Source organism: Paenibacillus sp. FSL L8-0470 (assembly GCF_038008625.1).
Taxonomy (GTDB): Bacteria; Bacillota; Bacilli; order Paenibacillales; family Paenibacillaceae; genus Paenibacillus_AQ.
This window is the reverse complement of the sequence record NZ_JBBOZM010000001.1, coordinates 6,895,967-6,919,288: the sequence shown is the minus strand read 5'-3', so window position 1 is coordinate 6,919,288 and position 23,322 is coordinate 6,895,967. Positions and strand designations below refer to the sequence as shown.

Sequence of the window (23,322 nt, the reverse complement as noted above, 5' to 3'; positions counted from 1 at the left end):
AAGCGATGGATATCCGCCAATTACAGTACTTTGTCCAGGCGGCCAGGTTGAACAGCTTTTCCAGAGCGGCGGAGTCGCTCTATATCTCACAGCCCACGATCAGCAAAATGATCCGCAACCTCGAGAATGAGCTGGGTGCGGACCTCTTTTACCGTGAAGGCAAAAGCATAAGGCTGACAGATGCAGGGGAGATTCTGCTCTCCAAGGCGCAAAATATAGTGGAGTCGTTCGCCAGCCTCTCCTCCGAGCTGGACAGCCTGCGCAACCTAAAGCGCGGGCATATCCGCATCGGCCTGCCGCCCATGGTGGGCGCCAGCTTCTTTCCGGCCGTCATCGGAGAATTTCACCGGCGGTATCCCGAGGTTACCATCCGGCTGCATGAGGACGGAGCCAAGAAAGTGGAGGATGATGTGGAAACGGGGCTGCTTGATATCGGGGCGATTGTGCTACCCGTGGATACGGCAAAGTTTCATTGCTTTACTTTTGTAGAGGAGAAACTGGAGCTTCTAGTGCCGATAGGACACCGGCTGACCGGTACTGACAGTGTTCCTCTGAAAGAACTGGCGGAGGAGGAGTTTGTGCTGTTTCGCGAGGATTTTGCCCTGCATGACCGGATCATAACAGAATGCGTAAAAGCCGGATTTCAGCCCAGAGTTGTATATGAGAGTTCACAGTGGGACCTGATTAGCCGGATGGTGGCTGCCGGGATGGGCATCGCACTGCTGCCGGAGACCATCTGCCGTGACATGGACCGGTCCAGAATTTCTGTGATTCCTTTAACAGAGCCTGTTATTCCCTGGCAGCTGGGGATGATCTGGCGCAGAGACCGGTATTTGTCCTTTGCCGCCCGGGAATGGATAACTTTTGCCATGGGAGTCCTTGGCCAGCGTTACAGTCCTCCGGGAATGTCTATTCAGAGGAATGAATGAAAATTTACCAATGTAATATGTTCGACATATTTTTCTTTTTTTTCAAAATATGTTTTTTGGCATCATGAATTATGATAAGGTAGAAGTTGATAGAGAGCAGGTGACTGATCGTGAACTTATACCAGGCTTCCCACGAGGATCATAGAAGAGATTACAGAGAAGACGAGTTATTTTTAACTATAGAGAGCCTTAGAAGTCAATTGCTGGAGGTGGCGCAGGAGCGCAGTCTGAGCGACCATACGGTCGTTGAGCTCAGCCAGCGTCTGGACGGCTACATTGTAATGGCTCAGAAGCAAATGATGGAAGGCCTGCGCAGCCGCAATAATGCAGCTTCCGCTTTCGGCAAAGTTACCAAGAGCCAAAGGGTAAGAAGCAAGGCGGCATTGCAGCAGTAGTTCCGCCCGGCTTCTAACAACCGGATAGGTGCTGACAGAAGAGCCTGCTGCTTTTCTTCTTAAATTGTTGGAACAGTAATTTCATAAATAATCAGCTGCCCGCTGATAGGAAAGGTCCCGCGTTGCGGGGCCATTTTGTTGTGCTTTCCACAGGCTTCACCTATAATGTCAATTAATAGCAGCACTAGTTCAACATGACCGGGGGAGGTGCCGAGTGGAGGCGAAACTGACAACATTACGCTCTGAAATTGAGGACAATCTGTCCCGCTCGGGTCATAATCTAGCCTCGTTCGCGAAAGTTTCCGGCCTGAACCGCGGCAGTCTCAGTGCCATTCTTCATGGCAATCCGCCTAAGCCGATTTCTTTGAGGCAGCTGGATGCGTTCAACCGAGCCTTTGGATTTCCGGAAGGATGTTTATATTCGCTTTATGTGGATGAATGCTTTAGTGAAGAGAAGGTCTCGCGCCGCAGGGTGGAGCCTTTTTTAATTCGCTGCGCCGAAACTGGCAAGCAGCATTGTATTGATGAAGTGTTAAGCAGAATGATGGAATACCCCAAACCGCTCGATATTGTCTATTCAGTAGCGGAGAAACTGTTCACCGCCGGCAAGATGCAGGAGGCGACGGTTTTTTATAAAATTGTAGTGGACAATGAACAGGATAGTTACTCCGAACGGCTGGCGATCAGTCAGTACCGTATTTTCAAATCGCTGATGTCCGTTGTGAATTGGGAGGAGAAGCTGCGGGCAGTGATCACCTTTGAACCGTTCCGCGGACGCCTTCCCGAGAATCTGCAGCTAGATGGTCTGCTGAAGCTGGCCCAGGTCACCTTTACCCTGCATAAGTACAAAGAAATGGAGAAGTACACTGATGAACTGAGGGCGCTGGCCAGTGCGATGTACCGGGAACAGCTGCAAAAGAAGGCAGGCAGGCGAGGTGAAGAATTGAAACTGGAGCGCCCGCTTGTTTTTTATTATGCCCATGGCTATTTGCTCAAGGCGACCTCTCTTACGAAACAGGGGAGATATGAAGAAGCCAAGAAATATACTGCCGGCTATGCCGATTTAAGCTGGTTTCAATTTCTTGATGATGAGGGCCGGTCTGAGGTTGAAGCCTTTCGTTTATTTGCCATAGCGAACAGCTTTACCCTGGAAATGCTGGTGGGCAATTACGCAGTACTGCCGGCATATACAGCTTTTCTGGTGGAACATCCCGGGGAGATTCTGCCTGGTCTGGTCATTATCATAGAGGCGGCCAACCGGTTCGGATTCGCTGTAGACGATGTGCTGGAACAGTTTTCAGTGGAGATGGCTCATTGTGTGCTGTATCAGGACCCGATGAATATAGACCGTGTATACAGGCTCAGCTATCAGCTGGCCATCTACCATATAGACCGGGAACGGTATATGTCTGGAGTCGACTGCATTCTGCAATGTCTCACGCTCGCTGTTGAGCTGAACAGTGCGAAGGACTTGATTGATTGTGTGACTTTATTCGAGACAAGCAGGGATTACGCTACCGATGACCAGCAGAAGAAGTATAGAGAACTCATACAAGAGTTAAGGAAAAATGATGAAAACGCAGTAAACGTTGATCAGCAATCCGGTATTGCCCAGTTACCTCATCTTACATATCCTATACTATGAATATTCCTCCTCCGCCTTCGGGCGGGGGAGTTTTGGTTTCGCAGCAGTTGCAGCGCTGATGTTCTTCATTCCGTAATAATTGATAACGCCTTCAATGTTTGACAAACAATTACGGTGAAAATATAATTAGGTAGCCTAATTAATATAGTGTTTAATTATTAGCAAACCTAACTAACGACAGAGGTGAACAGCATTGGGATAAACCATGAAGAAAATCCAGTCGCGCACAGGCTGTTTGCCGCATTGCGGCAGCTGCGAAAAGTTCATTGGCAGCAAACTGTGGAAGGCCACAAGCCAAGTGAGATGACTTTATTGATATGTCTTGCCAAGCGGTCCCATCCCCTGGATGAAGGACTTAAGGTTTCGGAGCTGAGCCGGTTCCTGGGGCTGATGCCGCCAACCGTTACCCAGCTGATCAACAGTCTTGAAGCCAAAGACATGGTTCTCAGGGTGGCTGATCCCTCCGACCGGAGAGTTGTCCGTATTAAGCTGACGGAGCAGGGGAAAGTAATCACACGCAAAGCCAAACATCATATGGATGCAGCGCTGAACAAACTGGCGGAACATTTGGGCGAAGAAGAGTGCAACCATCTGGCAGATCTTCTGCTGAAGGTCCACGCATTCGTAGAAGATAATCCGCCGCCTAATCTAGACCTGCTACAAATGAACGGAGATGAGAAACTTGATTAAACTATTAAAAAACCTGAGCCCTTTTAAGCTGGCTGTCGCCGCTGTGTTAATCCTTATCTTTCTGCAGTCTCTGGGCGACTTGTACCTCCCTACGCTGATGTCCGATATCGTGGATAAAGGGATCGTGCAGGGCGACCGCAATTATATATGGAAAATCGGCGGATTTATGCTGCTGGTTGCGGGCGGAGGAGCCATATGCTCTATCGTTGCCAGTTATTTATCGGCAAAGGTTGCTGCCGGATTCGGTAAAAATGTCCGCTCGCGGATGTTCAATCATGTGGAGAACTTTACGCTGCATGAATTCGACAAGCTGGGCACTGCCTCGCTGATTACGCGTACTACTAATGATATTACACAAGTACAAACCGTACTTACTATGATGCTGCGCATGATGGTCGGCGCTCCGATGATGATGATCGGCGGGATTATCATGGCGGTATCAGAAGATGCCAAGCTTTCCCTTATTTTTGTAGTCGTGATCCCTGTGCTTGTAGGAGCAATATTCTTCATCGGAATGAAGGGCCTGCCGCTGTTCAAGGCGATTCAGGTCAAGCTGGACAAATTAAACCGCGTACTGCGTGAGCATTTGACCGGTATCCGTGTCATTCGGTCCTTTAACCGGATTGATCATGAGAACAGAAGGTTTACTGAAGCGAACAAGGATCTTACGGAAACGGCGATCAAAGTCAACAAGGTGATGGCCGGCCTGATGCCGATTATGATGCTCGTGATGAACTTTTCGATGATTGCTATTCTGTATTACGGCGGAATCCGGATTGGCGATGGTGATCTGCAGGTAGGTTCATTGATGGCATTTATTCAATATGCAATGCAGATAATGTTCTCCTTAATCATGGTGTCGATGATGTTCGTGCTTATTCCCCGGGCCTCTGCCTCCGCACTGCGTATCAATGAAGTGCTGGATATGCAGCCTGAGATTACAGATCCTACGGCATCCGAGCTTCAGAACACGGCTGCAGTAACGAAGAAGGATGGCCGGGATGCTATGCATGGGTTTGTTGAATTTGACAATGTTTCCTTCTCCTATCCCGGTGCGGAGCAGCCTGCACTGTCCGGAATCAGCTTCAGCGCGCGGCCCGGTGAGATTACAGCGATCATTGGCGGTACAGGCTCGGGTAAATCGACCCTGCTGAGCCTGATCCCGAGATTCTATGACGCCATTGAAGGCGCTGTGCGTGTGGATGGCGTAGATGTGCGCGAGATGACGCAGGAAGAGCTGCGGAGCAAGATCGGATATATTCCGCAGAAGGCGGTGTTATTCTCCGGCACGATCAACGAGAATATCCGCTACGGTAAAGAAGATGCAACGGATGAGGAGATCATTCATGCGGCCAAGGTAGCACAGGCCTATGATTTCGTCTCTGCGATGAAAGAAGGCTTCAACTCCGAAATTGCCCAGGGCGGGAACAACGTGTCCGGCGGACAGAAGCAGCGGCTGTCGATTGCCCGTGCACTGGTTAGAAGACCGGAAGTGTACCTGTTCGATGACAGCTTCTCGGCGCTTGATTTCAAGACCGATGCCAAGCTGCGCGCTGCGCTCAAAGACGAAACAACGAAATCAACGGTTCTGATCGTCGCCCAGCGGGTCAGCACGGTTATGGATGCTGACCGGATTATTGTGCTGGATGACGGCGTGATTGCCGGCATCGGCAACCATCGTGAGCTGATGGAGAACAGCGAAGTGTACCGCGAGATCGTATCCTCGCAGTTGTCAGAGGAGGAAATAGCATGAGTGAAGCGAATAAAGGAACCCAAATGCCCAAACCACCGCGGGGACATGGCGGTGGACCCGGCGGACCGCCCGGAATGAGCATGCCGGTGGAGAAGGCCAAGGATTTTAAAGGTACGCTCAAACGGCTGATCCGCTACCTGCGTCCGCGGCAGATGCAGTTGCTGATTGTATTTATTATGGCTATTGCCAGCACCGTATTCAGTATTTTCAGCCCGAAGGTGATGGGGAAGGCGACAACCAAGCTGTTCGAGGGCGCATACGGCATACTGAAGGGTGTTCCGGGAGCCGCGATTGATTTTGATTATGTGAACAAAATTCTGCTTATCCTGGCGGGTCTGTACCTGTTCAGCTCCTTGTTCAGCTATGTGCAGCAATATGTAATGGCCGGCGTGGCCCAGAAAGTTGTTTTCGATATGCGCGAGCAGATCAATAACAAGCTGGAGCGTCTGCCGCTGAAATATTTCGACTCCCGGACGCATGGGGAAATTCTTAGCCGTGCGACCAATGATGTAGACAATATCAGTACGACCCTGCAGCAGAGCTTAACTCAATTGATTACGTCCATCGTAACTATCATTGGTGTCATTATCATGATGCTCACCATCAGCCCATGGCTGACCTTAATTACAGTTATCACCCTGCCGCTAAGCTTTGTCGTGATTATTGCGATCTCTAAGCGTTCACAAAGATATTTCATTGGCCAGCAGAAATCACTGGGTCAGCTGAACGGCCATGTAGAGGAGATGTACACGGGTCACCGCATTATCAAGGCCTTTGGCCGCGAGAAGCAATCGCTTAAAGAGTTCAACAGTATTAATGACGATCTGTACAATTCCGGCTGGCGCTCCCAATTTATCTCCGGGATCATTATGCCGCTGATGATGTTCATCGGTAACCTGGGGTATGTGCTGGTCTGTGTGGTCGGCGGGATCTTCGTGACCAAGAAAACGATTGAGGTCGGTGATATTCAGGCGTTTATCCAGTATTCCCGCCAGTTCACCATGCCAATTACACAAACGGCCAATATCGCCAACATCATTCAATCCACCATAGCTTCCGCTGAGCGCGTGTTCGAGCTGCTGGATGAAGAAGAGGAAATTCCGGAAGTTACTGCTGCTCAGGCTAAGCGTGCTGTAGTTGCCGAAGAAGGCTCAGTCGAATTCCGTCATGTGAAATTCGGCTACAAAGAGGATGCTATTCTTATTGAAGATATGAACATTGAAGTCAGCCCGGGTCAGACCATAGCGATTGTAGGACCAACCGGTGCCGGCAAAACCACGCTGATCAACCTTCTGATGCGCTTCTATGAGATCAGCGGCGGCGAGATTGTAATTGACGGAGTCAACATCACCGACATGAAGCGCAGCGAGCTGCGGAGTAAATTCGGTATGGTGCTTCAGGATACCTGGCTCTTTAACGGGACGATCCGCGACAACATTGCTTACGGCCGCGAAGGTGCAACAGAGGCGGATGTGGTACGTGCAGCCAAGGCGGCGCATGCCGATCACTTTATCCGCACGCTTCCGCTTGGCTACGACACAGTCCTGAACGAAGAGGCCTCGAATATCTCGCAGGGGCAGAAGCAGCTGCTGACTATTGCCCGGGCAATTCTGGCCGATCCTTCGATCCTGATTCTTGATGAAGCGACCAGCAGTGTCGATACACGGACCGAAGTGCAGATTCAGAAGGCGATGAATACGCTGATGAACGGCAGAACAAGCTTTGTAATTGCGCACCGCCTGTCAACGATTCGTGACGCAGATCTGATCCTGGTGATGAACCAAGGCAGCGTTATTGAAAAAGGCACCCATGTGGAGCTGCTGGAGCAAGGCGGATTCTATGCCGACCTGTACAACAGCCAATTTTCCGGTGACGATCTGCCGGATGTGGGCTAAACCGCAAGCAGAAGCAGCAAATATCATCTGAATATATCCATCAAATATCACCCCTCTATCTACAGCATACCTACTATTGCTGTGAGCAGAGGGGTGTTTTGCATGAAGGGGATAGCTTATGGCAAAGAATAAAATATAAAAAAGATTTGATTAAAAATTATAGGGTATATATGATAAGGTTATAAAATGACCCGCGGCTCATTTTTTAGGGAAGCCGGGGTTGAAGAGAGGGTGAAAGGAATGTCAGGTTACGGAAAATGGGTGGCTGGCCGTAAAACAAAGTGGATAACTCTTGCGGTCTGGATCGTAATTGTGGGTGCTCTTACACTTCTTTGGCCTTCCGTAAACTCACAGGTAGTGAATAATGCGCAGAATCTGCCTGATGATTCGCAGTCGGTCCGGGCGGCGGCGGTTGCGGAACAGGAGTTTCCAGCAGGGAGTGGCGTGCCGGCACTGCTTGTATGGCATAGGGAGGGCGGGCTGTCCGATGAGGATTTGATACATATCATTGCTGTATACGGCAAGCTTGAGCAGCAGCCGTTGCCGCATCAGAACTATGTTCCGCCGCTGGGAAAGCTGCCGCCGCAGGCGCTGCAAGCTTCTCTGTCCGAGGACCGCAGCACACTGGTCACACCGGTGCTCTTCGACAAGTCCGCGGACAGTGATCAGCTCGGTGAGGCCGTAACGCAAATGAAGGAATTGATCTCTGCGGAAACCGGCGGTGATCCTGCTGCGGCCAAGGTGGACGGCAGTGAGTTGAGCCTGCGGGTTACCGGTCCTGTGGGTATCTCCATTGATGCGACAGGGCTGTTCAAGGATGCGGACGTTTCCTTGCTCATCGCGACCGTAATTCTTGTGCTGGTATTCCTGCTGCTGATTTACCGTTCGCCGATTCTGGCTTTGATTCCGCTCGTGGCGGTAGGATTTGCTTATGGGGTTACCAGTCCGGTGATTGGGAAGATGGCCCAGGAGGGCTGGATTACAGTGGATTCACAGGCCATCTCCATCATGACCGTGCTGCTGTTCGGCGCAGGCACGGACTACTGCCTGTTCCTGATCTCCCGGTTCCGTCAGATGCTGAAGGTGGAGGAGAGTAAAGGCCGTGCCCTGCTGAGCGCAATTACCCATTCCTCCGGGGCTATTGCAATGAGCGGATTTACAGTAGTGCTGGCGCTGTTCGCGTTGCTGCTGGCGAAATATGGAGCGTACCACCGTTTTGCGGTTCCTTTCAGCGTCTCCATTCTTATTATGGGCATCGCCAGTCTGACTCTGGTGCCGGCGCTGCTGGCCATCTTCGGGCGGACTTCATTCTTCCCGTTTGTTCCACGCACTCCGCTGATGGAGGCGGATCGGGCCAGAGCCAAAGGCAAGCCGGCTCCGCAGCCAAAACCTGCCCGCAACAAAGGAATCGGCAACTTTGTCGTTTCCCGTCCTTGGGCAATTGTAGGAGTAACCGTGGTGCTTCTGGGTGTGCTGGCTTCCTTCTCCGGGGGCATCAAGTTCACTTATGATATCCTATCGTCCTTTCCGGAGGATATGGAGTCGCGCGAAGGTTTTGACCTGATAGGCAATCAGTTCTCCCCCGGGGAGCTGGCTCCCGCCAAGCTGATGATAGATACCGAGGGCAAAGCGGATGGTGAGGATCTTAAGGTAATCCTGGGCGGCCTTTCATACGTGGATGTTGTATCGGACCCCCAGGAAGGTGCGGTCAATAAGAATATTCTCGGTTATGATATCGAATTTAAGAATAACCCGTATTCCCTGGAGGCGATGAGCCACATACCGGCGCTTCAGGATACTGCGGAGCAGGCGCTGATTGATGTAGGAGTGGCTGAGCCCGGCGATAAGGTATGGGTCAGCGGACAGACGGCAATCCAGCATGATACGAAAGAGCTGGGTGAGCGGGATACCGATTTGATTATACCGGTAGTCATTGGGCTTATTACTTTGCTGCTGCTGATCTACTTGCGTTCTGTAGTGGCAACTTTCTATTTGGTGGCTACAGTCATTCTGTCCTTTTTCTCAGCCCTTGGTTTAGGGTGGATTATTATTCATTACGTGCTGGGCGCAGATGCCATTCAGGGCTCGATTCCGCTGTATTCCTTCGTCTTCCTGGTGGCGCTGGGCGAGGACTACAACATCTTTATGATTTCGAACATTTGGAAAAAGCGCAAGCGGATGCCGCTGAAGCAGGCCGTAGCAGAGGGTGTGAACGAGACTGGATCGGTGATTACGTCGGCCGGACTCATTCTGGCCGGAACCTTTGCCGTACTCGCGAGCCTGCCGATACAGGTGCTGGTGCAGTTCGGGATCATTACCGCGATAGGCGTGCTGCTGGATACCTTCATCGTCCGGCCGTTTCTGGTGCCGGCAATCACAGTGCTGCTGGGCCGCTGGTCGTTCTGGCCCGGCAAACATCAGGAGCTGGAGCAGGCATTGCCGGCAGTTGATGAGCATTAAGCCAGAGCTTGCTACAGGCAGATAATAAACAGGGACGCCCTCTAAGCCATGATAGCTTAGTAGGGCGTCCCTTTATTTTGCAGTCATTTGCGCCGCCAGACGGGATTGACACGCCCTAGCGCAGCCGTATGAGCAGTATGGGGCCTGCGCCCTCTACCGGATCATTCCCCCGGTGTACGGCTGATCAGCAGCTCATACTTGTCGAGCGACGCACCCAGGATGGCTTCATTTCCGCCTGACCCCCGGTGCGATTCGCGGAAGGAAGGACTGGCAGTCCACCCTTTAAAGGCCTCTTCGTTCTCCCACACGGTACAGATTTTCAGCTCTTCCACGCCCTCTTTAGCGACGCTGTGCCATACCTCCATACGTACAAAGCCGGGCATATCCTGCACGCCGCCCGCTCCGACAAAACGCTGGGCAAGGGTTTCTCCATGCCCTTCCTTAACCTTAATGGTGTTTGTTACTACCAGCATGCTGATTCCTCCCTCGAAAGACTCTGCAATTTATTGTGGATTGGTAGTCCAGATTCCCGCAGTCTTCAAGAAGACGCGGTCCGGCAGCTTCAGGGCCGCCAGGGTCAGCTCAGCCACATCCTCCGGCTGCATCATCCGGTCTTCATCGCCGATCTTCAGGCCGGCATTCTCGGCAAGTCCGGTATTGACGGTGCTTGGTGTCAGGGCCACTACGCGGATATTATGCTTGCGCACTTCTTGGGCCAGCGCTTCCGTCATGCCCATCAGGGCGAATTTGGAGGCGCAGTAGGCCGAGCCGGTGGCGAAGCCGCGCTCACCGGCTGTAGAGGAAATATTGATGATATTTCCGCCGCTGCGTTCAATCATTGCCGGCAGTGCTGCCCGGGTTACATAATAGGTGCCGAACAGATTGATCTGCATGTGGCGCTCCCAATCTGCCGGGTCCATTTCCAGGAAGGTGCCGAATTTGGCAATTCCGGCGTTGTTGATCAGCGCGTCGAAGGTGCCGAGATCATTCTGAAGCGCAACAACGGCCCGCTCCGCTTCTTCGCGGACAGCGATATCGGCTACAGCAATGCTGACCTTTACATCATAGACCTCCGTCAAAGCCGATTTCAGTGCCTCCAGATCACCTGAAGTTCTGGAGATCAGGCCCAGATTAGCGCCTTCTTTCGCCACTGCCATTGCCAAGGCTTTGCCGATCCCTTTGCCGGCACCTGTAATCACAATGCTTTTTCCTCTCAAATCCATAACCTGCCGTCACGCTCCTTCTGAATTTATTGATAATAAAAACATTCAGTTCCTATTATACCTGAGCGTGGGCGGACAATCACGCCGGAGCCAATTGGAGATGTCACAGCTTTAATTCGTCTCCGCTTCCAGCCTCGTCAGCGGCACCGTAGCGGGACCCTCCAGTACAGCTCCCTCATAGGAGTAACGTGAGCCATGGCACGGACAGTCCCAGGTGCGTTCTCCATCATTCCATTCACACTCGCAGCCCATATGGGTGCAGGTTCTGTCGACCAGATGCAGCTTGCCCCCAGTGTCACGGTAGGCCCCAACACGTTTGCCGTCATGAAAAACAACCGCGCCTTCATCAGGCTCCAGATCACGGGTTTTTTTGTGGACAATCTCCACCTTGCCGGCAATCAGCTCCTTGGCGACATTGGTATTCTGCACGATGAAATTTTTGATGGATGGGTTGGCTTTAAAGCGCGAGGGATCATAGAGATCACTGTAGGGATTATGCTTGCGCAAAATCTGATCCGTGATCATACGCGCTGCCAATGTTCCGCTGGTCATGCCCCATTTGCGATAGCCGGTGGCAATATAGATTTCCTCTTCCCCGGAAACCTTGCCGATATAAGGCACTCTGTCCAGGGTAATGAGGTCCTGGGCTGACCAGCGGTACGGGATGCTCTTGATGCCCAGCAATTCACCAGCGAACAGCTCCAGATTCTCATAATGGCCAAAGGTGCAGATGCCCTGGCCTGTCTTATGATTGTCCCCGCCGACAATGACCAGCCTCTGGCCGCCCCATTCGACAGCGCGCAGAGAGCGTGTAGGATCTCCGGCGCTCAAATACATGCCGCCCTCATAATCGGTCTCCGGCTGAATCGCCAGACAGTAGGAACGTTCTGCATGCAGGCGCGAGAAGTAGAGGGCTCCGCCGTCATAGAAAGGAAAGTGGGAGGCCGAGATGGCATGGCGGCACTTAATTTTCAGCTTCTCTCCCTCAGTGTAAAGCGTGAGGCCGCCGTCCTTGTCTACCTTTTCTCCAATCATCGTATGCTCGTAAACAGTTCCGCCCTTGTCCAGAATCACCTGAAGCAAGCCTTGCAGGTATTGAAGCGGGTGGAAGCGGGCCTGTCCCGGCAGCTTGATGGCACCTCCTGCCATCAGCGGCAAGGAGACATTGTCCAGCCATTGCCCGGGGAGTCCCAGTTTTTCGTAAGCATTAAACTCCGCCTCCAGTTGTTTGAGCGTCTTATCGTCGCTGTTATCGGCATAGAGGAAGGCGTCTTCACGTGTTATTCCGCAGGACAGGTTCAGTTCCTCTGCAGTGGAGATAATCCATTCCATCGCCTCAGTGTTTGAACTGTAATAGAGCCTGGCCTGTTCTTCCCCGAAATGCTTCAGCAAATCATCGTAGATCATCCCGTGCTGGGCGGAAATTTTGGCGCTTGTGAATCCAGTGGTGCCGGCAAAAATTTCTCCCGCCTCCAGTAAAGTGACTTTATACCCTGCGTTTGCCAGCAAATAACCTGCAGTAATGCCGGTAATACCGGCCCCGACAATTGCGACATCTGTAACTAGATCCTCCGTTAGCTTCGGAAACGAAGGCAGGTCGATGCTGTCTCTCCATAACGATTGCGGAAATTGCGGAAGACCCTGAGATACATCGTGCGTTGAACTCATCTTAACATCCCTCCATCGGTACCCTATTCATCTCATTTATTACCACAGTCCCGCCAAAAGAAACTCCTCAAAGGTCCAGGTGCATGAAATCGGGGATATAATGCCAAAATAAGTTGGATTCGACAGTCAGACGATTAGATTGACGCTGGAGTAATCAAGACTTATACTTGATCTAAAAATAAGTTAAAGGATGATAAAGATGAGGAACCTGAATTTGACCTCCCAGCGTCAAGCCGTTTATGATATCGTCCGCCAGTCACATGATCATCCTACCGCCGCAGAAGTGATGAACCGGCTGGTAGAGCAGGGACATAACCTGGCCTATGGCACCGTGTATAATTCACTGCGTTATCTTGCCGATAAACAAATGATCCGCGAGCTGAAGCTTGGGGAAGCTGCCAGCAGATATGATGCGCGTATGGACGATCACCAGCATATTATTTGTGAGGTGTGCGGTGCGGTGGATGAGGTAATGAGCCATGTGCCCCAGGAGTGGATGGATACGGTGGCTAAGGATACCGGATATTCCATTTCACATGCCCATGTCGTATTCGGCGGAGTATGCCCGGCTTGCAGGAACAAAGTTATGAATTAGCTTAATAAGGGCCTAAATCCCGGCCAAGGTCTCACATATGAATAGATATATAATAAAAGACCGTTTTCAAATAAACGGTCTTTTTGCTGTTTTATCAGCAAATTTATTAAGAAAGTCTTGAAATTCATAGCAAATTTCAGAATAAAAGAGGGATTCCATACCCGGTATATAATTATATACCTATATAGATTGAACTTGAGAATTACATGTAGGGAAAAGTGCGGAGGGGAATTTTGGAACTGTAGGAGCGACAGTGTCCGCCTTTAGATTTTTGATTTCTACCGCGATTCGCGGCTATTTCAGGAAATCCAAACCTAACAGCGGCCGGAAGTCCAAACATTCTCTGTAGTCACGGCCAATCCCAAAATAGAAGAATTATAAGTTCAATCTATATATGCCATAAATGATCATACTTAAGACCTGATAAGAAGGAGAGATGGATTTCACCCATGAATAAAAGCAGTCGCTTAACCATCCGTATGAAGCTTATTCTTACATATCTGCTTGTACTTCTGGCCCCCAGTCTTATCATCGGCTGGCAGACCTATCAATCGGCCAGCCATAAGGTGGAGGAACAGCTGATGACTAACGCCACAGAAAGTGTGATGGCGGCCAACGAGATCATAAATGCAAACATTCAGTCCAAAATCGACGCGGTTAGCTATTTTGCCGGGCAAATTTCCTCCGGGTCAGTGAATGCTGTAGGGGAAAGTGCGGCTGATGTAAAGGCCAGATTGCAGGAATATGCCGCGCTGCATCCCGATATTCTGGATATTTACGTCGGAACCAGCGGGGCAAAGTCTGTTCATGCTTCCGATGGCCAGCAGCCGGACGGCTATGACCCGCGCAAGCAGAGCTTTTATGTGAATGCGCTGAAGCAAGGGAAAGGGACAGTAATCTCCCCTGCTTTTAAAACGGCAAATAATGAAACGGCCATCGCTATTTCGGGAGTGCTTGCAGATGGCAGCGGAGTCTTAGGGCTCGACCTAAACTTGTCTGCCCTGGCTGATCTTACGAACATTAAGCTGGGCAAGGAAGGATACATAATGATTCTGGACAGCAGCAAAAAGTTTCTGGTTCATCCCACGGAGACGATAGCCGAGGAATCCTCGCTGGATTTTGTGAAGCAGATGTTCGAGGGAGAAGCAGGTTCTTTTGATTATGTGTATAAGGATACTCCCAGAAAGCTGACCTTCATGGTCAATGAGCTTACCGGCTGGAGAATCGGGGGCACCATCAGCAAGCAAGAGGTTGCTGATGCTACAGCTGGCATCCGTGATAAAGCGGTTGTAGTGATTGCTGTTTCTGTATTGCTAGCGCTCGTATTGATCTATTTCAATGTCTCCTCCATCGTCCGTCCGCTGATCCGTCTGCGCAAAGCTACAGCGGCTATAGCGAAAGGCGACCTGTCTGAAGATATCGGGGTGTTCCGCAGGGACGAAATTGGCCTATTGGCCGACAATTTCCGCACGATGGTGGCTGATTTGCGCGGCATGATTCTCGGTGTTCAGCAGATGACGGGTAATCTGTCCGCTTCGGCCAAAGAGCTGACAAGCGGGGCTGAGCAGTCAACTACGGCGATCAGGCATGTAACCGAAGCGATTCAGGAAGTCGCGGCAGGCTCAGAACGGCAGGTAGGCAGTGTGCAAAAAGGGCTGGAGAGCGCCGCGGCAACAACCCATGAAGTCCAGCATATTTCCGGGTTCATGGAGCAGGTGTCAGCCATGATGGACAAGACCTCACTGTCTGCAGCCGAGGGGAATGATTCGGTCATCAGTGTGGTTGACAAAATTAACGGAATTCATGAGACGGTGGAAGAGCTTGGCAACATGATTGACAAGCTGAATGAGCGCACCGGACAAATTCAGGGCATTGTCGGTGTGATCACAGGTATTGCGAGGCAGACCAATCTGCTGGCCCTGAATGCTTCCATTGAAGCAGCCAGAGCGGGCGAGCAGGGGCGCGGCTTTGCCGTTGTCGCCTCGGAGGTCCGCAAGCTGGCCGAGGAATCAGAGAAATCGGCGCGGATGATCTCGGAGCAGATTTCCTCCATCAACGGGGAGATGCAGCAGGCAACAGTGACGATGGAGGATGCCAAAGAGAAGGTGTCGGCAGGCATCCTGGCAGTAGATACTACAGGACGCTCCTTATCGCGGATCCGCAGGGCGGTCAAAGGCGCGGCAGAGAAAATTGAAGCGATGGGCGGAGCCGTACACACCCTGTCGGCAGAAGCTGCCAGTATGGAGAAGGCAATCGGGGAGCTGCAGGGCATTTCCAAGGAGGCTGCAGGCAATACGGAGACGATTTCAGCTGCTGCACAGGAGCAGCTTGCTTCCGTTGAAGAAATCGCCTCTTCCACGGCTGGCTTAAGCCAGCTTGCCGGAGAGCTGCAGAAGCTGGCAGGCCGCTTCAAGCTTCATCCGGGGCAGCAGGTTTCCTTTGAACCTTCTGTTCCGCAGGAAGCGGATCTTCAGAAGGGACCGGAAAATTCCCGATTACGGATTTGATCACGCTACTTTTCTTTTCCAGGGCTTTGCAAGTATACTGATAAGCAATAATGCAGGGCTAACTAGGAGGAATATTTATGGCAGAGCAGTTAAAGGGGATTACCGTAGCCCTTGCCGGTCCGCGAAAATCGGAGGAAATGGCCAAACTGGTGCAGAATATGGGGGGGACGGCGCTGCATCGGCCTGCCCAGGGAACGGTATTTCTCGACGGTGAGGCCCTTCGTGAAGCGCTCGTAGCCTGGACCCAGCATCCGCCGGATATGGCCATTCTGACTACAGGCATGGGGCTTGATGCACTGTTCGAAATGGCCGGGGAAATAGGGCTTGCCGAACGGTTTCAGGAGGTCCTCTCGTCCTCTCCGATTGCTGCCCGGGGCTATAAAACAGTGAACGCCCTGAAGAAGCGGGGACTGGTGCCGGAGGTGCGCGATGACGATGGCAGTACTACAGGACTGATCCGCGGGCTTGCGGATTGGGACTTGCGGGGCAAGGAGGCCGTGCTGCAGCTGCATGGCGATCGCTCCCCCCGTCTCGTTGCCTGGCTTACGGAAGCCGGAGCTGTTGTCCGCGAAGTGCAGCCATACCTTCACACCCCGCCCGAGCCGGGTTCGCTTGCCAGGCTGCTGGCGGAAATCACGGAGGGCTTGGTGGATGCCGTAGCATTTACGAGCGGACCGCAATTCCGCTTCCTGGCAGGGTACGCCCGGGAACAAGGCAAGCTTGGGGAACTGGTGCAAGCCTTTGAAACTAAAGTGCTGGCGGTTTCCGTGGGCAAGATTACCTCTGAGTCCCTGAAGGAGGAAGGCGTCAAGCGGATTGTGATGCCGGAGCATGAACGGATGGGCAGCATGTTTGTTGAGCTTGGGCGTTATGTCGCGGCAAACCGCTGATTTTTCGGCCGGGTTCCGCTGCGGTTTTCTGCGGGGGATCTGTAAAGACGGTTATCCTGCTCCGTTCGTGGGCAGGATTTGTTTTTTTAAAAGATAATTTATATGCTTCACGCTATTAATTATCCTTCTATTTCTTACTTAGCAACGCAGTCCTGAACTAGCCTGATGCAAGGCTCCGGTAACAGACATTTATCCTGCCGGTAATAGACATCTGCTGCACTTTTACTTAGAATAAAAGCAACGTGCCATAATCCAAGATAGAGACAAGGAGGAGGATACCTATGGACAAGAGAAAATGTTTGCTGCTGGGCGATTACACTCATCCCCGGTTCCATCCGCTGCAGGGTGTAGACAAACAAATCAGCGAAATTCTGAATGATCTGCTGATCGTTCAGTGCTCGGAGAATAAAAAGCTGCTGCTTAGCGAGCATCTGGCCGGTTACGATTTGTGCATCGCCTATAATGAACTATGGAACGAAACGGTTTCCCCCCAGCAGACAGCGGGTCTGCTCAGCTATGTGAGCGGAGGGGGAGGACTGATCGTGCTGCATACGGGGGTTTCCCTGGCCAAGCGCTATGAATTAGCCCATCTAATCGGCGGCAGATTCACCGGACATCCGCCCTATGCTCCGCTGAACTTCAAAGTGATGGAGCATGATATTACAGAGGGTATGGAAGACTTCCAGCTCGATGAAGAGCCATACCGGTTTGAATTCGATCCTTTTACCGAGAAGACCATTCTGCTGGAGTATGAATATGAGGGCGAAAGATTGCCGGCAGCCTGGTGCCACAGCTACGGACTGGGACGGGTTGTCTATATTATGCCCGGACATCATGAGCCTTCGTTCCGGCATCCGGCGGTCCGTGAATTGATTCTGCGGGCGGCGACCTGGGCGGCACGTATTCCCAGATGATTTGAGATTGCAATAAAATGATACCCCTTGCGGCTGCTTCCTTTGTGAAATGCTCTGACAAGGGGTATACTTTATCCATAACTGGAATCTTGGGGAGGAAAGTACTATGAGTGATTTGTTCAAAAAAGCAATCTCTTTAGGAGTGGGCCTCACCATTGTCAGCAAGGAAAAGGTGGAAAAGGTAGTTGAGGAGCTGGTAAAACGGGGAGAGCTTGCGCCCTCGGAATCCAAAGCGCTTGTCGACCGGCTCGTGGAGCGGGGCGACGAGGAACGCGGGGCCTTCAAGAATGCCGTACAGGAGCAGGTTCAGCGTGTGCTGAAGGATCTTAAAGTTCCCGTGCAAAGCGATATCGCTACACTGGAAACTCGAATTGCCGTTTTGGAGCGCCGTGTGGCTGAGCTGGAGGGTGCCTCTGCCCAGAAGGAAGCTCTGCCGGAAACGCGTACGGAATAAATGGCTGTACGCATCAGACATGCCGGACGGTACCGGACCATTGCCATGGCGCTAATGCGCCATGGCTTCGGTTATATGGTGGAGGAACTGGGTCTCTACCATATTCTTTCCCTTCCGCGCCGGATGTTGACACAGGAGACTCACGCAAGCCTTACACTCGGGGAACGGATTCGCCAGGTACTGGAGGATTTGGGGCCAACCTTTGTCAAATTGGGTCAGCTGGCCAGTACCCGTTCCGATCTGCTGCCTGATTCGATCATTCAGGAACTGGTGAAGCTGCAGGATAGTGTGCCGCCATTCTCGGCGGAAACTGCACGCAATATTGTCGAGCAGGAGCTTGACCAGCATCTGGATGAAACCTTCGAATATTTCGAGAATACACCGCTTGCTGCGGCTTCGATCGGCCAAGTGCACCGCGCTGTACTGCATGGAGGCAAGCAGGTTGCGGTTAAGATACAGCGTCCCGGTGTCATGCGGACCATGACCCGTGATTTGGAAATTCTTCAGGACCTAAGCGCGCTTGCCGAAAGAAGATTGGACTGGGCAAAGCAATACGGGCTGATCCGGATGGTGGAGGAGTTCTCCCGGGCGCTGCTGGCTGAACTGGACTACGGCCAGGAAGGCCGCAACGCCGAGCGTATTGCCAGCCAGCAGACGGCACATGATAAAGTATATATTCCGGCGATCTATTGGGACTACAGCTCGGCGCGTGTGCTGACGATGGAATATGTGGAGGGCATTACACTCAACCACCGGGATGAGCTTCTGGAGCGGGGCGTCAAGCTAAAAACTGTAGCCCAGCAGCTTGTGGAGATGATGCTGGATCAGATCTTTATCCACGGCTTCTTTCATGCCGATCCCCATCCGGGCAATGTGATGCTGCTGGACAACAACAAGCTGGCGCTGATTGATTTTGGCATGGTCGGGCGGCTCAGTGAGGAGATGAAGGACAGTCTGTCCGCGCTCGTCATCGCGCTGATGCGCAGAAATACCGATTCTATGGTGCGGGCAATTCTGCGGTTGGGAGTAATTCCCGAAGAAGCTGACCGTGCTGCGCTTCATGATGATATGGACCGGCTCCGGGAGTCCTATTATGATATCCCGTTCCATCAGATCAGCATCGGTAAGGCGCTGAACGATCTGTTCGGCATCGCCCGTAAGCACCGGCTGGTCATTCCGCCGGATCTGGCGATGCTGGGCAAAACGATGCTGACGCTGGAGGGGGTTGTTGCCAACCTTGACCCTTCCTTTAGCATTGTGCAGATGGCCGAGCCCTTCGGCAGGCAGCTGGTGAAGCAGCGCTTCAGCGGCACCCGCATGCGGCGCAAGCTTATCGGGGGAGTCGCCGATCTGGCGGAAAGTCTGGTCGAGCTTCCCTCTCAGGCCCGGCAGCTGTCGGCGCTAATCAGCAGAGGCAAGCTTAAGGTGGAGGTCGGGCTACCCGAACTGAAAAATTTAGAGCATAAGTTTAGCCGCGTCGGCAACCGCCTTTCCTTCAGCATTGTACTGCTGGCCTTCAGCATTATTATGGCAGGGCTGATTATCGGCTCATCGCTGCGCGGCGAACCTTCACTGCTGTGGGATTTTCCTACGGTGGAGATTGGCTCGGTGATTGCGCTGCTGATGATTCTGTGGCTGCTCTTCTCGATTTTTAAATCGGGCCGCTTCTAGCCTTGCAGGGAACACAATAATTATTCTTCGCCACTTGCACACAAACGCCCCAGGATCAAGTACAATATAAAGATAACTTTCTTAGGTCACTGTTCGGCCCTTAAGGCAGGACAGGCTATCGTATAGTATGTAATGGAACGCAAATGGAGTGCCGTCTGAATGTCCGGTGGAACGCTGCTGCCCCTGAAACCGACTTGGACCGCACGTCTGCAGGGCCAGAATCGGCAAGTGGGACGGAAGGACTCCGGTGACGGGGTTCTTCCGCTTTTGTTTGATAATATGCCGTTTTCGCCTGAAATAAGCTTGTGCCGCCGCTTCAGCGAAGGCTGTATGGATGCGTACATTACTCCCGAAAATGGATGACTATAAGTTATGCTGCACAGTAAGGCAAATTAGAGAATTAGTGAGGTGGAGAAATTGCCGGGTTTTAAGGAATTAGGAGTTTCTGAATTATTGAATGATCTGCTCAAAGGACAAGGCATTGTAAAACCAACGCCGGTGCAGGAGGAAGCCATTCCGCCGGTGGTGCAGGGTCTGGATGTTATCGCCAGAGCGAAGACGGGAACGGGGAAGACGCTCGCTTTCCTGCTGCCGATTATGGACAAGATCCGCGTGGAGGCGGCTTATCCGCAGGCGCTGGTCCTCGCGCCGACGCGTGAGCTGGCCCTGCAAATTACGGAAGAGGCACGCAAGCTGGCACGGCATACGGGTGTGAAGATTCTGGCTGTCTACGGAGGCCAGGATGTAGAGAAGCAGCTTCGCAAGCTGGAGGGCGGAAGACATCTCATTATCGGAACCCCGGGCAGACTGCTTGACCACCTGCGGCGGGAAACGCTGGATCTTGGGGGCGTGAAGATGCTCGTCCTGGATGAAGCCGACCAGATGCTGCATATGGGCTTCCTGGAGGATGTGGAGACGATTATTACGGCTGTTCCTTACCGCCGTCAGACGATGCTCTTCTCCGCCACAATGCCTGATCCCATTAAACGTCTCGCCGCCAACTACATGAAGGAACCGCTGGACATCGTGATTAAGAGCGGCTCGCCGATTCCGTTGGACAATATCCGCCAGCAGGTCGTAGAGTGCTCCGACCGCAACAAAGAAGAAGCGCTGCAGGCACTGATTGAACGCGACCGTCCGTATTTGGCAATTATCTTCTGTCGGACCAAACGGCGGGTATCGAAGCTGAACGAAGCGCTGCAGGCAGCGGGTTATGACTGCGACGAGCTGCACGGCGATTTGTCCCAGGGCAAGCGCGAAGCAGTGATGAAGCGGTTCCGCGAAGCGAAGCTGCAGCTGCTGGTAGCTACGGATGTTGCCGCGCGCGGTCTGGACGTTGAAGGGATTACCCATGTCTTCAACTACGACCTGCCGCTGGATGCGGACAGCTACATTCACCGGATCGGCCGGACCGGGCGTGCCGGAGGCAAAGGCCTGGCGATCACTTTCTCCTCGCCGCGCGAACGTAACGGGCTCGAGCTGATTGAGCACGGTATTTCCCAGCGGCTGGACCGCCGCCGCTACGAAAAGGATGAATTCGGCGTAGGCGAATTCACCTCCGTGCAAGGCGGCGGCTCTCCGCGCGGCGGACGCCAGAACGCAGCGCCTGAAGCGGCGCGTGCCAGCCGCGGCGGGCGCGGGCAAGGGCGCAGCGGCGGAGCACCACGCGCCGAAGCCGGAGCACGGCCGGGCGGGCGCGGCCGCGGCGGCAACAAGGAAGCAGGCAGCTGGGGCGCGCCTGCCGAGAAGACCAGCCGCAGTGCAGCGGCTGGGGGCAAGCGCAGCGCCTACGAGGCGGCAGCGCCCAGAGGCGGCGATTCCGCCGGCAAGAGCGCGGCGAAGCCAAGACCGGGCGGCGGCTACGGCGCCTTTGACCCTAGAAGCGCCAGCCCGGCTGCAGCTTACGGGGCAGGCGGCAATGCCGCCGGCGGGCGTGGCGGCAGCAGAACGGCCGCCCCATCCAAAGGCGGCCCGAGCAGCGGCTACAGCTCCAACGTCACCAGAGGAATGGAAGCTGGCGGCTTCAGCTATGGCGCTTCCAAAGGCGCAGGCTCGGGAAGCGGATATAATCCGGGCGGTGCGCAAGCCAGCCCTAAACACAGAGCCAATGTAGCCCGCAGCAGTGAATCAGGCGGCTACAATGCGGCAGCTCCCAAAGGTGCGCGCGGCAGCTCCAAGGGCGGCAAAGGCGGGTACAGCTCCGGCGGACGGAACAGCGGCGGCGGCGGTGCATCACGTGGCGGGCGTGGTAAGAGCTCCGGCGGCGGTTCCCGCGGCGGACGCGGCTCATCCAGATAAAGGCGATCGACAGCTATAGATGAAACTTGTTACCATAGGGCAGTTGGTGTATCCGCCAACCACCTGTGGTAACATTTGTTTTATACGACTGAAACTTTTTTGCCCTTTAGCCTGTCTAATAGATAAATAGAGTACCAGCTGCTGCAGGAGTGCAGAGAATGAGGCAACTGTTGGTTTCGTACAGACGGATCGGAAGCAGGTTGCCAACAAGTATAGGAGGAAACATACATCATATGTCCAAGACCGCCAAAATAGTTATTTTATTCGTTGTCGTGATTGCGATCGGTTGGGGAATCGGAAAATATACGTCGGCTCCATCTGCTTCAGAGGAAGAAGGAACGGTAGTAAGCGACGGCAGTGCCCTTCAGGGTCAGCCGGATGCAAGTGCAGAACCTTCGCCCGTTGCCAGTTTAAACCCGGACGAGCAGGACCAGGGCACTTCTGGAAACAACACAGGAGCCGAAGGGTCTCCGGCTGCTACGGCTGATCCGGAAGAGAACGATGGTGAGAATACGCCTCCCAATCCAACTTCTGTTGCTACAAATAAGCCGGGCACGCCGGATTCAGGCAATAATGCAGCCGAACTGACTGCCGCAGAGCCCGAAAGCATGTCAGTCATGGTCAACAAGCAGTACAAGCTGCCGGATAAGTATAAGCCTTCGGATCTGGTATATCCGAATGTACGGTTCCTCTTCTCGGAGAAGATTGAGAAGCGGATGATGCGCCGCACTGCAGCTGGTGCGCTCGAGGAAATGTTCGCTGGGGCGAATAAGGATGGCATACAGCTGGCCGGTGTTTCGGCCTACCGTTCCGAGAAAACCCAGACAAGGCTATTTAACAACTATGTAGACAGAGACGGGGAAGAGAAAGCCCGCACCTACAGCGCGGTTCCCGGCCATAGTGAGCATCAGACAGGCCTGGCGATTGACATTTCCGGCAGTGACGGCAAATGCGCCGCCGAGAGCTGCTTTGCGGGTACGCCTGAAGCCGATTGGCTCGCAAGCCATGCTGCGGAGTACGGCTTCATTATCCGTTATCCGGAAGGTAAGGAGTCGATTACGGGTTATAAGTACGAGCCTTGGCATGTCCGCTATGTAGGCAAGGAGATCGCTGCCTCCATTGCAGAGAAAGGCATTACGTTGGAAGAGTACTTTGATGCTGTTCCCGTATCGAATTAACCGGCACGTTTAGCAACAGCTCCACCAGCGGTCCCTGGATAACGGGACCGCTTTTTTTGATTGGCCAATGCGTAACGTCTGCTTCCTTCAATGCTATGGTTCAGCTATGCGGCCGATGGTTAAGTAGTGGGAAACTAATTAGTTTTCATAAGGAGGC

Annotated in this window: 19 protein-coding genes; 16 read left to right on the top strand and 3 right to left on the bottom strand. The window is 52.9% G+C overall.

What is annotated here, in order from left to right; all coding sequences use genetic code 11:
* The first annotated feature begins 5 nt into the window (after positions 1-5).
* The 7 genes from cidR (at position 6) to NST99_RS31510 (ending at position 9,767) form a co-directional block, all read left to right on the top strand.
* Entirely contained in the window at positions 6-929 is a 924-nt protein-coding gene (gene cidR / locus NST99_RS31540) for a cidABC operon transcriptional activator CidR (RefSeq protein WP_038597594.1), read from the top strand.
* Positions 930-1,039: 110 nt separating this feature from the next.
* Entirely contained in the window at positions 1,040-1,324 is a 285-nt protein-coding gene (locus NST99_RS31535; protein ID WP_076109704.1) for an aspartyl-phosphate phosphatase Spo0E family protein, read from the top strand.
* A gap of 214 nt (positions 1,325-1,538) precedes the next feature.
* Positions 1,539-2,969, top strand: a complete 1,431-nt coding sequence (locus tag NST99_RS31530) for a DNA-binding protein (protein ID WP_341096937.1) — start codon at positions 1,539-1,541, stop codon at positions 2,967-2,969.
* Positions 2,970-3,152: 183 nt separating this feature from the next.
* The gene (locus NST99_RS31525) at positions 3,153-3,659 is read left to right on the top strand and encodes a MarR family winged helix-turn-helix transcriptional regulator (protein ID WP_341096935.1); all 507 of its coding nucleotides are present in this window, start codon (positions 3,153-3,155) and stop codon (positions 3,657-3,659) included.
* On the top strand, positions 3,652-5,412 hold the full coding sequence (locus NST99_RS31520) for an ABC transporter ATP-binding protein (protein ID WP_341096934.1): 1,761 nt from the start codon (positions 3,652-3,654) through the stop codon (positions 5,410-5,412). Before NST99_RS31525 ends, NST99_RS31520 begins: the two co-directional genes overlap by 8 nt.
* Positions 5,409-7,307, top strand: a complete 1,899-nt coding sequence (locus NST99_RS31515) for an ABC transporter ATP-binding protein (RefSeq protein WP_341096932.1) — start codon at positions 5,409-5,411, stop codon at positions 7,305-7,307. Before NST99_RS31520 ends, NST99_RS31515 begins: the two co-directional genes overlap by 4 nt.
* Before the next feature lie 240 nt (positions 7,308-7,547).
* Positions 7,548-9,767 carry an MMPL family transporter gene (locus tag NST99_RS31510; protein ID WP_341096929.1) on the top strand — a complete coding sequence of 740 codons (2,220 nt, stop codon included), beginning with the start codon at positions 7,548-7,550 and terminating at the stop codon, positions 9,765-9,767.
* Positions 9,768-9,928: 161 nt separating this feature from the next.
* On the opposite strand, the gene NST99_RS31505 is transcribed toward NST99_RS31510, so the two are convergent.
* The 3 genes from NST99_RS31505 to NST99_RS31495 form a co-directional block, all read right to left on the bottom strand.
* On the bottom strand, positions 9,929-10,240 hold the full coding sequence (locus NST99_RS31505; RefSeq protein ID WP_341096927.1) for an antibiotic biosynthesis monooxygenase: 312 nt from the start codon (positions 10,238-10,240) through the stop codon (positions 9,929-9,931).
* 30 nt (positions 10,241-10,270) lie between these two features.
* The gene (locus NST99_RS31500) at positions 10,271-10,990 is read right to left on the bottom strand and encodes a 3-ketoacyl-ACP reductase (protein ID WP_341096925.1); all 720 of its coding nucleotides are present in this window, start codon (positions 10,988-10,990) and stop codon (positions 10,271-10,273) included.
* 111 nt (positions 10,991-11,101) lie between these two features.
* The gene (locus NST99_RS31495) at positions 11,102-12,658 is read right to left on the bottom strand and encodes an FAD-dependent oxidoreductase (protein WP_341096923.1); all 1,557 of its coding nucleotides are present in this window, start codon (positions 12,656-12,658) and stop codon (positions 11,102-11,104) included.
* A 199-nt stretch (positions 12,659-12,857) separates the two neighbouring features.
* On the opposite strand from NST99_RS31495, the gene NST99_RS31490 reads away from it, so the two are divergent.
* The 9 genes from NST99_RS31490 (at position 12,858) to NST99_RS31450 (ending at position 23,165) form a co-directional block, all read left to right on the top strand.
* Complete coding sequence (locus NST99_RS31490) at positions 12,858-13,253, top strand: Fur family transcriptional regulator (RefSeq protein ID WP_341096921.1); 396 nt, start codon at positions 12,858-12,860, stop codon at positions 13,251-13,253.
* Between the two features lie 449 nt (positions 13,254-13,702).
* Positions 13,703-15,760 (top strand): methyl-accepting chemotaxis protein, encoded by a 2,058-nt coding sequence (locus tag NST99_RS31485; RefSeq protein WP_341096919.1) that lies wholly within the window; start codon positions 13,703-13,705, stop codon positions 15,758-15,760.
* Positions 15,761-15,837: 77 nt separating this feature from the next.
* The gene (locus NST99_RS31480) at positions 15,838-16,650 is read left to right on the top strand and encodes a uroporphyrinogen-III synthase (RefSeq protein ID WP_341096917.1); all 813 of its coding nucleotides are present in this window, start codon (positions 15,838-15,840) and stop codon (positions 16,648-16,650) included.
* Between the two features lie 281 nt (positions 16,651-16,931).
* Positions 16,932-17,564, top strand: coding sequence for a ThuA domain-containing protein (locus NST99_RS31475; protein WP_038597565.1), 633 nt, complete (start codon positions 16,932-16,934; stop codon positions 17,562-17,564).
* A 106-nt stretch (positions 17,565-17,670) separates the two neighbouring features.
* Positions 17,671-18,018: a phasin family protein gene (locus NST99_RS31470; protein WP_341096914.1), complete on the top strand. Its 348-nt coding sequence runs from the start codon at positions 17,671-17,673 to the stop codon at positions 18,016-18,018.
* Positions 18,019-19,689, top strand: coding sequence for an ABC1 kinase family protein (locus NST99_RS31465; RefSeq protein WP_341096912.1), 1,671 nt, complete (start codon positions 18,019-18,021; stop codon positions 19,687-19,689). It begins immediately after the preceding gene.
* Between the two features lie 159 nt (positions 19,690-19,848).
* Positions 19,849-20,052 carry a hypothetical protein gene (locus tag NST99_RS31460; RefSeq protein ID WP_341096910.1) on the top strand — a complete coding sequence of 68 codons (204 nt, stop codon included), beginning with the start codon at positions 19,849-19,851 and terminating at the stop codon, positions 20,050-20,052.
* Between the two features lie 54 nt (positions 20,053-20,106).
* Positions 20,107-21,987 carry a DEAD/DEAH box helicase gene (locus NST99_RS31455; protein ID WP_445745004.1) on the top strand — a complete coding sequence of 627 codons (1,881 nt, stop codon included), beginning with the start codon at positions 20,107-20,109 and terminating at the stop codon, positions 21,985-21,987.
* Between the two features lie 233 nt (positions 21,988-22,220).
* On the top strand, positions 22,221-23,165 hold the full coding sequence (locus NST99_RS31450) for a D-alanyl-D-alanine carboxypeptidase family protein (protein WP_445745056.1): 945 nt from the start codon (positions 22,221-22,223) through the stop codon (positions 23,163-23,165).
* The last annotated feature ends 157 nt before the right edge of the window (positions 23,166-23,322 follow it).

Excerpts from the sequence above, each read along its gene's own strand:
- cidR (WP_038597594.1), top strand. The coding sequence starts at position 6 with ATGGATATCCGCCAATTACAGTACTTTGTCCAGGCGGCCAGGTTGAAC.
- NST99_RS31515 (WP_341096932.1), top strand. The coding sequence starts at position 5,409 with ATGAGTGAAGCGAATAAAGGAACCCAAATGCCCAAACCACCGCGGGGA.
- NST99_RS31510 (WP_341096929.1), top strand. The coding sequence starts at position 7,548 with ATGTCAGGTTACGGAAAATGGGTGGCTGGCCGTAAAACAAAGTGGATA.
- NST99_RS31505 (WP_341096927.1), bottom strand. The coding sequence starts at position 10,240 with ATGCTGGTAGTAACAAACACCATTAAGGTTAAGGAAGGGCATGGAGAA.
- NST99_RS31500 (WP_341096925.1), bottom strand. The coding sequence starts at position 10,990 with ATGGATTTGAGAGGAAAAAGCATTGTGATTACAGGTGCCGGCAAAGGG.
- NST99_RS31495 (WP_341096923.1), bottom strand. The coding sequence starts at position 12,658 with ATGAGTTCAACGCACGATGTATCTCAGGGTCTTCCGCAATTTCCGCAA.
- NST99_RS31490 (WP_341096921.1), top strand. The coding sequence starts at position 12,858 with ATGAGGAACCTGAATTTGACCTCCCAGCGTCAAGCCGTTTATGATATC.
- NST99_RS31485 (WP_341096919.1), top strand. The coding sequence starts at position 13,703 with ATGAATAAAAGCAGTCGCTTAACCATCCGTATGAAGCTTATTCTTACA.
- NST99_RS31480 (WP_341096917.1), top strand. The coding sequence starts at position 15,838 with ATGGCAGAGCAGTTAAAGGGGATTACCGTAGCCCTTGCCGGTCCGCGA.
- NST99_RS31475 (WP_038597565.1), top strand. The coding sequence starts at position 16,932 with ATGGACAAGAGAAAATGTTTGCTGCTGGGCGATTACACTCATCCCCGG.
- NST99_RS31470 (WP_341096914.1), top strand. The coding sequence starts at position 17,671 with ATGAGTGATTTGTTCAAAAAAGCAATCTCTTTAGGAGTGGGCCTCACC.
- NST99_RS31465 (WP_341096912.1), top strand. The coding sequence starts at position 18,019 with ATGGCTGTACGCATCAGACATGCCGGACGGTACCGGACCATTGCCATG.
- NST99_RS31460 (WP_341096910.1), top strand. The coding sequence starts at position 19,849 with ATGTCCGGTGGAACGCTGCTGCCCCTGAAACCGACTTGGACCGCACGT.
- NST99_RS31450 (WP_445745056.1), top strand. The coding sequence starts at position 22,221 with ATGTCCAAGACCGCCAAAATAGTTATTTTATTCGTTGTCGTGATTGCG.